This window comes from Burkholderia sp. S171, assembly GCF_009766085.1.
GTDB lineage: Bacteria > Pseudomonadota > Gammaproteobacteria > Burkholderiales > Burkholderiaceae > Caballeronia.
Genome location: NZ_LMUF01000019.1, coordinates 52253 through 63971, shown reverse-complemented (window position 1 = coordinate 63971; position 11719 = coordinate 52253). Strand labels below are relative to the sequence as shown.

Annotated in this window: 13 protein-coding genes; 4 read left to right on the top strand and 9 right to left on the bottom strand. The window is 60.4% G+C overall.

The annotated features are described in order from the left end of the window. Positions 1–112 precede the first annotated feature (112 nt). Both GSQ93_RS11225 and GSQ93_RS11220 read right to left on the bottom strand, forming a co-directional pair. The gene (locus GSQ93_RS11225) at positions 113–268 is read right to left on the bottom strand and encodes a DUF3309 family protein (protein ID WP_158935722.1); all 156 of its coding nucleotides are present in this window, start codon (positions 266–268) and stop codon (positions 113–115) included. A gap of 344 nt (positions 269–612) precedes the next feature. Further along, positions 613–2208, bottom strand: a complete 1596-nt coding sequence (locus GSQ93_RS11220) for an inorganic phosphate transporter (protein ID WP_158935721.1) — start codon at positions 2206–2208, stop codon at positions 613–615. Between the two features lie 240 nt (positions 2209–2448). Here GSQ93_RS11220 and GSQ93_RS11215 point away from each other — a divergent pair, with 240 nt between their 5' ends. Together GSQ93_RS11215 and GSQ93_RS11210 are read left to right on the top strand one after the other, a co-directional pair. Then, positions 2449–3870, top strand: a complete 1422-nt coding sequence (locus tag GSQ93_RS11215) for a CHAD domain-containing protein (RefSeq protein WP_158935720.1) — start codon at positions 2449–2451, stop codon at positions 3868–3870. 57 nt (positions 3871–3927) lie between these two features. Next, positions 3928–4770: a TOBE domain-containing protein gene (locus GSQ93_RS11210; protein ID WP_158935719.1), complete on the top strand. Its 843-nt coding sequence runs from the start codon at positions 3928–3930 to the stop codon at positions 4768–4770. Here GSQ93_RS11210 and GSQ93_RS11205 read toward each other — a convergent pair. The 4 genes from GSQ93_RS11205 to GSQ93_RS11190 form a co-directional block, all read right to left on the bottom strand. Then, the gene (locus GSQ93_RS11205; protein WP_158935718.1) at positions 4733–5455 is read right to left on the bottom strand and encodes an ATP-binding cassette domain-containing protein; all 723 of its coding nucleotides are present in this window, start codon (positions 5453–5455) and stop codon (positions 4733–4735) included. The genes GSQ93_RS11210 and GSQ93_RS11205 overlap by 38 nt on opposite strands. Before the next feature lie 11 nt (positions 5456–5466). Continuing rightward, positions 5467–6141 carry a molybdate ABC transporter permease subunit gene (gene modB / locus GSQ93_RS11200; RefSeq protein ID WP_158935717.1) on the bottom strand — a complete coding sequence of 225 codons (675 nt, stop codon included), beginning with the start codon at positions 6139–6141 and terminating at the stop codon, positions 5467–5469. Between the two features lie 35 nt (positions 6142–6176). Further along, positions 6177–6938 carry a molybdate ABC transporter substrate-binding protein gene (gene modA / locus GSQ93_RS11195; protein WP_254073839.1) on the bottom strand — a complete coding sequence of 254 codons (762 nt, stop codon included), beginning with the start codon at positions 6936–6938 and terminating at the stop codon, positions 6177–6179. 151 nt (positions 6939–7089) lie between these two features. Further along, positions 7090–7785, bottom strand: coding sequence for a phosphatase PAP2 family protein (locus tag GSQ93_RS11190; protein ID WP_158935716.1), 696 nt, complete (start codon positions 7783–7785; stop codon positions 7090–7092). A gap of 271 nt (positions 7786–8056) precedes the next feature. Between GSQ93_RS11190 and GSQ93_RS11185 the strand changes: the two genes are divergently transcribed. Continuing rightward, the gene (locus GSQ93_RS11185) at positions 8057–9208 is read left to right on the top strand and encodes a PHB depolymerase family esterase (protein WP_158935715.1); all 1152 of its coding nucleotides are present in this window, start codon (positions 8057–8059) and stop codon (positions 9206–9208) included. 130 nt (positions 9209–9338) lie between these two features. Then, positions 9339–9512, top strand: a complete 174-nt coding sequence (locus GSQ93_RS11180) for a DUF3563 family protein (RefSeq protein WP_089160376.1) — start codon at positions 9339–9341, stop codon at positions 9510–9512. Positions 9513–9697: 185 nt separating this feature from the next. On the opposite strand, the gene GSQ93_RS11175 is transcribed toward GSQ93_RS11180, so the two are convergent. The 3 genes from GSQ93_RS11175 to GSQ93_RS11165 all read right to left on the bottom strand — a co-directional run bounded on the left by GSQ93_RS11175 (position 9698) and on the right by GSQ93_RS11165 (position 11717). Then, the gene (locus GSQ93_RS11175; RefSeq protein WP_158935714.1) at positions 9698–10117 is read right to left on the bottom strand and encodes an organic hydroperoxide resistance protein; all 420 of its coding nucleotides are present in this window, start codon (positions 10115–10117) and stop codon (positions 9698–9700) included. Between the two features lie 159 nt (positions 10118–10276). Further along, on the bottom strand, positions 10277–10729 hold the full coding sequence (locus GSQ93_RS11170; RefSeq protein WP_158935713.1) for a MarR family winged helix-turn-helix transcriptional regulator: 453 nt from the start codon (positions 10727–10729) through the stop codon (positions 10277–10279). A 169-nt stretch (positions 10730–10898) separates the two neighbouring features. Further along, a complete protein-coding gene (locus GSQ93_RS11165; RefSeq protein WP_158935712.1) occupies positions 10899–11717 on the bottom strand; it encodes a BPSS1780 family membrane protein in 819 nt (272 codons plus the stop codon). Positions 11718–11719 lie beyond the last annotated feature (2 nt).

Here is an 11719-nt window from a genome sequence, read left to right as displayed (position 1 = left end):
CACATCGGTTTAGAGCATTCTGTTAAGGCGCAGCTACGCTCAAAGCGCCTCCGGTTTCGAGCCAGCGCCGGACCACAGGCCGAGCGGCTGACACACTGGTCCGACTGCCACGCTAGATTCGTCCCATGAGCAGCAGCACGATCACGATGATCACGACCACGCCCAGGATCCCGCTTGGGCCATACCCCCAGCTACGGCTGTGCGGCCATGAGGGGAAAGCGCCGAGCAACAGCAGGACCAACACGACAAGCAAGATTGTTCCGATCATTCCACTTCTCCTTAGTTATTAAAGTCTGCTGAAGAGTGAATGGCGATGCCGCGTTTGGTGCGGCGTGAGTATCGGCGGATTGCTTCAGGTTACGTGTCCGCAGCGCCAATACCCTCGCGATTGCCGCTTTCATTGAGCAAGCGCTGTGCCTACACGTGGGATGAACGCTGCGTCAGGAGGGTGGCCGGAGGAGGGAACCAGCCGGTGGCTATCGGCAAATTCTGCAAGCGCGAGCGATTTGAAAAAATCGCTCGCGCTTTAACGTGAGGCTAACGTGCAGCGGGCTAAACCGCGTTTGGAATAGCCCGCACTGGCTACCTATGCTCGGCGTTGAAGACCCGCACTTAGAACAACCCGCGGAACACCCAGAACAATCCTGCCGCGAGTGCGATCGAAACGGGCAAGGTCAAGATCCAGGCAAGCGCGAGGCTGCGCACCGTGCGCCATTGCAGCCCGGAACCGTTTGCCGCCATGGTCCCGGCCACGCCCGACGACAGCACGTGAGTCGTACTGACCGGCAAGCCGTAGACGTCCGCCGCGCCAATGGTCAACATGGCGACGAGTTCCGCCGACGCCCCTTGCCCGTATGTTAAATGGGTCTTGCCGATCCGCTCACCGACCGTCACCACGATCCGCTTCCAGCCAACCATGGTGCCCAAACCGAGCGCCACCGCCACGGCCACTTTCACCCACGTCGGAATGAACTTGGTCGAATGGTCGAGCTGGCCTTTGAAGTTCTTGAGCACGGCGGCGTCATCGGCGGCAAAACTGGGGGCGTTTTGCTTGTCCATCAGGCGCAGCGCTTCGGAGGCCACATACATGTTGTTGCGCACGTTATTCACAATATTTTGCGGCACGGTCGCCATCGACGAAGACGGCCCGACTTGTCCGTCGATGATATCGGTGAGCTGCTTGAGCGCGACCACGGTGTCCGGCTCGACCGTCTTGGTCTGCACATAGTGCTGCACCGTTGCGCGCGGGTCGGCGACGGGCGCGGCGCCGTTGGTGTACTTGCCAAGCACTTCGGACGCGTGATGGCCGACCGACAGGAAGGTCTGCGTCTCAGCGGGCGTAACGGCCTTGTTCAGCGCATAGGCGGTCGGCACGGTGCCGATCAGGATCAGCATGATGAGGCCCATGCCTTTCTGGCCGTCATTCGAACCGTGCGCGAACGACACGCCCGTGCAGGTCAGGATCAACAGGCAGCGAATCCAGAACGGCGGCGGCGTGTTTTTCTTCGGCTCTTTATAGAGCGCGGGAACGCGCACCACGAGCTTCATCACGTAGAGCAGCAAGCCCGCCAGGACGAAGCCGACCAGCGGCGAGAACAGCAGCGATTTGCCGACCGCGAGCGCCTGGCCCCAGTCGACGCCCGATGTTCCCGACGGCCCGTGCATCATCTGGTTCATCAGGCCGACGCCGATCACCGAGCCAATCAGCGTATGGGAGCTCGATGAAGGAATGCCGAGCGCCCAGGTGCCGAGGTTCCAGATGATCGCGGCGATCAGCAAGGCGAAGACCATCGCGAAACCCTGCGATGTCCCCACGCCAAGGATCAGTTCCACCGGCAGCAGTTGCAGGATGCCGAACGCCACGGCACCGCTCGATACCAGCACGCCGAGAAAATTCCATGCACCCGACCAGACGACGGCGAGGTTCGGCGCGAGCGAATGCGTATAGATGACGGTGGCGACGGCGTTTGCCGTATCGTGGAAACCATTTACGAATTCGAACCCAAGCGCGATCATCAAGGCGACGCCGAGCAGGAGGTACGGCAGTATTGAAGACTGTTGGACCGACTCCAGATCGTGCATCAGGTGCGTCACGCAATAGATAATGCCAACGCCGATCACGACAAGGAATATCGGCATGCTCAGCCGTCGTCCGAGCGAGCGGGGTCCGTTGCTGTCGTTGCTGTCGGGGAGAGTCAGGTCAGGCATGGAACGTCCTTTGAGCTAGAGGCTGCGCGTGTAACGTAAGGGGATTCAGGCGTAAGGAAACACTGAAAGGCGTTGCTTCTGGCATGGCGCCGACCATGTTTGCACACGGTTTATGGCGTTTTGATGACACGTGAAAGAATTGAAATTCGTCTGATCTGAAGGTGCGGCGTGGCGACTTGCTGCCCGGCAAGGACACCCGCTCATGATGGGGAAGTTATGTTGCAACTCGTCGAGTTGAGGATGGTTTCTTTGGATGCGCTGAACGGTCCGCCGGACGAAGCGCTGGCGCGACTGAGCCGTTTCGCTACGGCGCGCCGGACGGATTTCGTGCTGCGATCACAAAAAGCCGGGACGAATCTGGCTTCGAATCTGACCGAGTGGGAAGTCGGGATCGAGACGCATGATGACCATCGGGTTTTCGTGGCAATGCACCGTGACTGGCCGCTGATCCGGCGGATCGAAACCGAGGCGGGGCCGTTTGACACGCTGCATGGCTGGATCAAGTCGGAGGCAGTGCTGAGCGATCTGAAGACCCTGCTCGGCGATGCCAGCTTTACATTGAGTGAGGCCACCGAGACGGCGATCGTCGAGTGGGATACGCCCGGTGAGATGGATACCGGGGTGCACGTGCGCGCCACGCTGCAGCTTGACCCGGATCGCCCGGCCATGCTGACGCTGACGGCTGCCCCCGACGCACGCGAGGCGCTGTTCGCGACCGCGCATGAGATTGCAGAGACGCTGCCGTTCCTGATCGTGCCGATTGTTATCGACAGCTCCTTGCGCGAGCCGGTCAAGGCCAACAAGCTGAAGTTGCCGAAAGACGCGAGTCCGACCGATGCTTTCGTCGCGATCGGCCAGTCAGTTGCGGCGCAGTGGTTCGGCAACGACGCTGCGTCGCGCAGCGGGCTCGAGGTGGAGCATGTGCATCAATTGCGTGTCGCGCAGCGCCGCTTGAAGACGGCGCTCAAGCTTTTCCCCGAATGGATCGACAACACGTGGACTACCCGTGTCGCACCCGATATGAAATGGTTCGGCGATTTGCTAGGCGATGCCCGCGATTGGGACGTCTTCACCGACACCACGCTTGCTGCCTACGCGGCGTCAGATGACCCTCAGCACAAGGACGCGTGGAAACCAACGCAACTCGCCGCCGAGAGCGACCGCATCGCTGCACGCCAACGCCTGCAAGACGCAATGAATTCCCCGCGCTACGCTCGGCTCGCGCTGTCGTTTGTCGAGTGGTTCGGCACGCTTGAAGCGCCCCCGGACCAAGCGGACCAGACACTCGCCGCGTATGCGCAGAAGCGCATCACGAAGCATTATCGGAAGATCGAACGTGCGCCGGATCTCACCACGCTCGATGCCCGCACGCGGCACAAAGTGCGGATACATGCCAAGCGCTTGCGTTACGCGCTCGAATTTTTCCGCTCGCTGCTGACCCGGAAAACGCGCAAGCAAGTTGAAGAGGCATTGGGGAATCTGCAAAGTGTCCTGGGCGATGGCAACGATGCCGCCGTCGCTGCGCAACGCCTGGCCGATCTGAAAGAAGCTGGCGATTTCCAGAAGGGTTTGGCGAAGGGCTTCGCCGTCAACGCGCAACGGATGAGCGCGATGGAAGGCGAACGCATTCTGCGCAAGATAAAACCACCGCGGATCAAGTGAATGCATGCATCGATATAATCGTCGCACTCTCTTATCACTCTGCTCGGCGTTCGCCCCATGACCGAAGAATCCTGTAGTACACCGCACGATGCTATCGAAGTAGACGGATCAGTCTGGTTCCGCAGCGGCGCGGCCACGCTCGGCGGCGCGGCGCGCATCGCGTTGCTCGCGGCCATCCAGCAGACCGGGTCGATCACGGGCGCGGCGAAGGCCGTCGGCATGAGTTATAAGGCGGCGTGGGACGCCATCGACACCATGAACAACCTCGCCGGCACCTCGCTCGTCGTGCGTGCCACGGGTGGGAAGGGCGGCGGCGGGACCACGCTGACGGCGAAGGCGCTGAGACTGATCGATACCTATCGGATGATCGAACGGGAGCATCAGGCGTTTCTGGCGCGCGCGGGCGCGGCCATTGAAGGTTTCGCGCAGGACTGGCGGCTCATTGGAAGGATCGGCATGAAAACCAGCGCACGCAACCAGCTGTTTGGCACGGTTCGGAAAGTCACGCGCGGTTCTGTTAACCACGAGGTCGAGCTGACGTTGTCCGGTGGCCAATCGATTGTCGCTGTGGTCACGCACGAAAGTACCGAGTCGCTCGGTCTCAAGGAAGGCGTTGAGGCGTTCGCGCTCGTGAAGGCGTCATGGGTGATGCTGATGGTCGATGAAGGCAATGAATCCGCTGCGCCCATGCGGATCTCGGCGCGAAACCAGTTGCGCGGCAAGGTGTCGAGCGTGACGCCGGGCGCGGTGAATGCGGAGGTTTCTCTGGCACTCGACGACGCCACTACCGTCACGGCCATCATCACCAACGAGAGCGTGACGGCGCTCGGCCTCGCGCAAGGTCGGGCTGCCATCGCCGCGTTCAAGGCGTCGAGCGTGATTCTTGGCGTGACGGACTGAGGGTGTTGAGGGCATCGTCTGGTTGCACGATGCCTTCGCGCAAACTCACGACCTGATCGCCGAACATGGCGACGTCGTCGGGATCGTGCGTGATGAGCACCATCGGAATATCCAGGCGGCTTTGAAGGTCAGCCAGTTCCTGGCGCATGCGCTGGCGCAAGGTCATGTCGAGCGCTGAAAAAGGCTCGTCGAGCAGCAGCAATTGCGGATGCGGAACCAGCGCACGCGCCAGCGCAACACGTTGCTTTTGCCCACCCGATAATTGCGCCGGAAACTGCCGCGCAACCTGCATCAGATCGAACGCATTCAGCCAGTAGTCGACATCGGCGTGCGCCACGTGTTTCGATGGATTCCACCAGCCGCGTTTGAGCCCAAAGGCGATGTTCTGGCGCACGTTCAAGTGCGGAAACAGCGCGTAGTCCTGAAACAGATACGCGATCCGACGCGCTTGCGGGCTCAGGTCGATTGCGTTGGCCGTATCCAGCAACGTTGTTCCGTTCAGGACGATCTCGCCCTCGTCCGGCGTGATCAGACCAGCGATGGTTTGCAGCGTCAGGCTTTTGCCCGCACCCGATGGCCCGAACAGCACGATGCGCTGACTGCTTGAACGAAACGCGATATCGAGCATGAAATCGCGCTCGGGCGTGATGAAATGCTTGCGCAGGCGGACGGTGAGAGCGGTCATGGCGGTCATCTTCAGCGCACCGACGCCGTGGAGCGCTGCGGCAGCAGCCGTCCGGCTGCGAGCAGGATGACCACGCACGTAACCGAGGTGACGATCACGAGGATGTTCGCGGTGCCGTCGTCGCCGGCCTGGACTGCGGCATAGACGGCGACCGAGAGCGTTTGCGTCCTGCCGGGCAAGTTCCCCGCGATCATCAGCGTGGCACCGAATTCACCCAATGCCCGCGCAAATGCGAGCAGCGCGCCGGCCAGGATGCCGCGTGCGGCGAGCGGGAGCGTCACGCGGAAGAACACAGCGGCTTCACTGACGCCAAGTGTGCGTGCGGCGCGTTCGAATTGTGGATCGACAGTTTCAAACGCAGTACGCGCCGACTTCAGCACGAGCGGAAATGCGACCACGGCGGACGCGATCACCGCGCCTTGCCAGGTGAACACCAACTGGATGTCGAACTTGTCGAGCCATGCCCCGATCACGCCGCGTCGGCCTAGCAGCACGAGCAGGTAATAACCGAGCACGGTGGGTGGCATGACCAGCGGCAGCGTCAGCAACGAGTCGACAAGCTCACGCGCCGACGAACGCCAGCGCGACAAACCGAATGCCACCGCGACGCCGAGCACGACATCGATTGCTGTCGCCCATCCCGCTACTTTGAGCGACAACAGCAGTGGGATCCACGCCTGGTCCATGGTCTTCGTTCGGTGGTTCTACGTTATAAGCAGCGTTATTTCACCGGCGGTTTGAAGCCGAATTGCGCGAGCGTTTTCTGCCCGTCCGGTGACAACACGTACGCGATGAACTGCTGGGCATCGGCGGCGTGTTTGCTCTGCGCAACTTGAGCGATAGGGTAGGTAATCGATGTTTGTGTCGGCACGCTCAGCGCCACTTTCACGCGATCCGGCATCACGGCGGCGTCGGTGCTGAATACGAAGCCGGCGTCCACTTCGCCGCGCGCCACGTAGTCCAGGCTTTGACGCACGTTGGCCGCGAGCACGCCCTTGGCGCTGACCGCGTCCCATACGCCCGCTTCCTTCAACGCGCCTTCGGTATAGCGGCCGACCGGCACCGATGCCGGATCGCCGTAAGCCACGCGTTTCACGCTGGCGGCCGTGAGGTCCTTGACGCTGGCGGGCGCAAACATGCTGTCTTTCGGCACGATCAGGACGAGCGAGTTGGCGGCAAAGTCGCGGCGCGAGTCCGTGACGATAACCTTTTCGTCGATGGCCTTGTCCATGGCTTTCTTATCGGCTGAGGCGAACACATCGGCCGGTGCGCCCTTCACGATTTGCTGCATCAATACATCGGAGGCGCCGAAGTTCATCAGGACTTTGGTGCCGGGATGCTGTTTCTCATAGGCATCGCCGATGGCTTTGAACGCATTGGTCAGGCTTGCCGCGGCGGACACGACGATTTCATCGGCGTGGGCGGCGGATTGCAGCGTGAAGGCGAAGACAGCGACGATCAGCGAGCGTTTGAGATTGAACACGATGGACAGGTCGAAGGAAATGGAAAGCGTATCGTAATATAATTGGGGTTATAACGATAGGCGGTTCATTTCCACTGTTTGGCGGGTGCTCGGTTGCATTGAACCTTGAAGCGGGCATCGGCCTGGCACCCGTTCAACGAGCGAAAGCCCCCTACGATTCCGACGTCCCCGAAAACCGCACATCGATACGTTGTGCCGGATGTGCAACCGGCTTGTCATAGCGACCCGCTTTCCATCGAGCGCGAATATAAGGTTGCTCGCGGCCGGACAAATGCAGGGCGATATCCGTGATCCAGCGCTGCGTTGGCACCGAAACCCCATGCAGCGTGATAGCCACCAGCGCGAGACTCACCGCAACCGGCGCCCCCGACAGTTTGCCGGGTTCCGCGCGCCAGGCGAACGCCACGAACACCAGCGCGGCGAGCGCGCCGAGCCCGCATCCTGTCACCACTTCCGACACCGAATGGGCATTCAGCAAGATCCGCGACACGCCGACCACGATTCCGATCAGCACCCCCGCCGACACTCCGAGCGCGCGCACCCACCGACGTCCCGGCAAACACGCGACAAATAACGCCACCGGCAATACCGCCGACGACACCATGGCATGACCGCTGATGCCGGTGAAATCCAGGTCACGCACCCCGACGCCCCATCCCATGAACGCGATCTTCGTCAACGCCACGAGTCCGCTGGCAGCGCCGAGCACAGCAAGCCAGCACGCGGCGTAACGCCAGGGATATCCAAGCGCCAGCCACGCGGCCACCGCGAGCGCGAGCGGAATCATGACGCCGACGCTGCCGAGCGAAGTAATGGAGAGCCAAAGCGAATGCGGCAAGTCAGGCATGAAGATTGATTCTGCAGAGCGGGGGAAAGCCGACAGTATACCTGCCAACTGGCCCTCTCAATTTTTTAGAGGGAGTCTAAAAATAACAACGGATCGAATCAAAATTGCTGCAACGTACCGCATCAACCGGCTTCATGACTGCAACGTGACGCAATGTGAAATTCAGTGGTGCGCGCACGGTGCCGGAATAGATGCTATTGTGCACTGCACAACATTCGTCGTTCCCAGAAGGGTTTGACGATCCAATTCTTCTGTGCGGACCCTTAATTCGATGCCAAAAAGCCTGACAAAACTCTGGCTACGAGGCTTGAAACGCCTTGTAGCGACTCAGATCGCTCCGCCCCGAGCGCCGAAAGCACGCGCTCCGGCGCAGCCTGTTCGTGCCAAGGTGGCCAAACCCAAGGTAGCCAGACCGAGCGCGGTGAAACCCAAGATCCCGGCCAAACCGCGCGTTGCGCGCGAGTCGCGGGTCAGGCCGCGTGCCTCCGCATGGGCGTCGGGCAAGTGGAGCCGGTCGTTCCATTCGGCGGCGCCAACAGCGGGCCGGTTCGTTAATCACCTGGCGTACGCGCTGTATCTCCCCACCGGCGCATCTCTCGTGGACATGCCGCTCGTCGTGATGATGCACGGCTGCCAGCAATCGGCTGAAGAGTTTGCGCAGGGCACGCGCATCAATTTGCTCGCGGACCGTTTCGGATTTGCCGTGCTGTATCCCGAGCAATCGAAAACGGCGCACGTTCACCGCTGCTGGCACTGGTACGAAGATTCCGCCAATTCAGGCGGAGGCGAGGCTACGGCGGTCGTTTCCCTGGTGCGCGAGGTTGTCGCGCGTCATCATTTCGACCCCGAACGTATCTATCTGGCCGGTATGTCGGCCGGTGCGGGGCTCGCAGCCATGCTCGCCGTTAAATATCCGTCGGTGTTCGCGGCTGTTGGATTGCACTCAGGCGTGGTTTTCGGCGACGCAAACTCCGCGATCGGTGCCATGGACGCCATGCGGCGCGGCAGTCGCAGCGACCCTGTCGGCTTGATCGACGCCGCGGTCGACGTCGCCGATTACCCTGGCATGCCGGCCATCATCGTGCACGGCGAGCTGGATTCGGTCGTATCGAAGACCAATGCAGAGCAACTGACAACTGAATTCCTGCGCCTGAACCGTTTCATCGATGCTAACGGCGCCTGGCGCAACGGCGAACGCCGCGAGGAAATTCAAGCCGACGGCACGGTGACGGACTATGTAAAAGGCGGCCGACGCGTTATCAAGACCTGCATCGTGCGCGGGTTGGGCCATGCCTGGAGCGGCGGTGACGACACCGTTCAGTTCCATTCGTCCAAGGGACCGGACGCATCGGCCATGCTCTGGGAATTCTTCAAGTACCAACGCCGCGTGCAATCGGCGGTACGTGACGAGACGCTGGTTTAGCGCCAAGTGTTGTAAAAAAGTCTTTCGTATCAATGAGATTCTTTTTTGAGCGCTAGCATTTGCTTAGGGATTACCCTATACTTCGATCAAGCACTAGGTAATTACCCTAATCATTTAAGCGAGGTTCACCATGTATCTGCTCAGCCGCCTCTTCCTGTTCCTGACCAAATCCGCCGACCAGCGTGACAAGGAGCGCAACGACGCTTATCTGGCCGAAGCCACTGACATTTACGACCTCGAATACCGCATGCAGAAGTTGGATCGTCGCGCCACGTCGCGTCATCCCTCGTGGCTCGCACAGTAATTCCGGCGGCGGTAATTCGATAGTCGGAAGAAGGACAAGCAGGATTCGTCACGCTGAAAACGGCGTTGTCGAAGCAAAAAAATGCCGGCCACGAAGGCCGGCATTTTTGCGTCTGGCGGTTGCTGAAGCTTTGCTGGAGCGGCAGGCGCGGGCTTTTCACCGCACCAGCGCGCCACGCTCTGGGCTCAGACCAACTTGACGCGTACGTCGACGTTACCGCGCGTCGCGTTCGAGTACGGGCACACTTGGTGAGCCGTCTCTACCAGCGTTTGGGCTTCCGCCACGTCCAGTCCCGGCAAAGAAACCCGCAATTCAACGTCCAGTGCAAAGCCACCCTTGTCGTTCGGGCCCACGCCCACGTCGGCGGTGACGGTCGTGTCGGCGGGAATGGTCTTCTTTTGCTGACCGGCAACAAACTTCATCGCGCTCAGGAAACAGGCCGAATAGCCAGCGGCAAACAGTTGCTCCGGGTTCGTGCCGGCAGCGCCCGAGCCGCCCAATTCCTTCGGCGCGCTCAATTTCACATCCAGGTTTTCATCAGACGATACTGCCCGGCCGTCGCGGCCACCCGTGCTCGTTGCAGTTGCTGTGTAAAGGATGCTCATGATGTTCTCCTGTTTAATGGTTGCCGCTCGGCGGCAGAAATAGGGTACTGCAGGTTTAAGTCCGGTAACGCGGTGCCAACAGGAATAAATATATCGCACTAATCATTAGTGTGCAAATTAAATGGACATGCGAGCAATTGATTGTGACTATCGGGTTTTTTAGGCTTCGTTGTATTCGATCAGCGATGCACGCAGACGCATCAGGTCGTCGCGCAACTTGATAAGCCGGTCGGCGTCTGATCCGGCTGCACAGTAGATCTCGCCGGGAATATCGCGGATAGCGTTTTTCAGTTCACGGCCGGCATCGGTCAGGTGGATATGCACTTGCCGCTCGTCTTCAATGCCGCGCACGCGCTTGACGTACCCTTGCGCTTCGAGACGCTTGAGCAGCGGTGTCATGGTGGCCGAATCGAGGCTCAGCCGTTCGGCCATCTGCTTGACGGTCAGGTCGTCGCTTTGCCACAGGACTAGCATGGTCAGGTACTGCGGATAGGTCAGTCCGACTTTATCCAGCAGCGGTTTGTACGTCTTGGTCATCGCGAGTGAAGTCGAGTACAGCGCGAAGCAAAGCTGGGCGTCGAGTTCGAGCGGGAATTGCGGGGCAGAGGTCATGGCGGTCGCGCATGAATACGCTGAAAACGGATATAGCGTTAGTGTACGCAAATATTTAGCGTACGAAGGAAACGGCAAACCCCAACTTCGCAGCACACCACAAAACAAAACGTCGATGACTGGGCGGTCATCGACGTTCGATCATCGGGATTCGTTCATCCGGGAAGACTCACACCGGCGGTTGGGACGGATCCGGGATATCAGGTGAATCTTCCGATTGCACGCCGAAACAGCCGCGATACGTCGCGTAAAACGAGCAGTACAACGCGGTTGTCACAAGGATGGACGCCGGCATCAGCACCGCGAGCGCCATTTCCTGTGCCGCGCCAAGCACCTGCATCAACGCGCTGAGTCCGAAGGACACGGCGAGCGCAATACCAATCCACAACACGCCGTAAATCACAAATGCGCCGCGATTGCGCCAGCAGCTGACAAAGCTGAAAAACAGCGCTTTCACCGGCGGCACGTCGTGCCAAGCGACCAAAATAGGCGCGAACCAGAACAGCATGGCGACTGGCAGATAGCAGACCATGGCGACCAGCACCGCAAGCGGGTTGAAACTTGCCGCCACGGTTTCCGGATCACCGGCCGGACCGTTGCCGAGCATCATGTTGAGCAGCAGGCCGTCATCGACCAGCGCGGACGCGGCGAAGATCAGGCCCATCGCAACGACATAGATCACGCCGAGCACGAGCAGGCGGCGCGCGACGATCTGTCCGTAAGCACGAAAGCCGTCGATGAGCACCGTCGGCCAGACCGGTTTCTTCGCGATGGTATTGCGGCAAGCCGCCATGAACCCCACGGCCACGCCCGGAATCAGCAGCAGCGGCAGCACCGGACCGATCAGCGGCAGCCGCGAGATCAGCGTCATGGCAAACAGATAGGCGAAGAACACCGTGAGAAACGCGAGCGGATTCCGGCGAAACAGCCAGATACCCTGGCGGAACCACACATAACCGGTTTTAGCGGGGACTTCGATCAATTGCATTG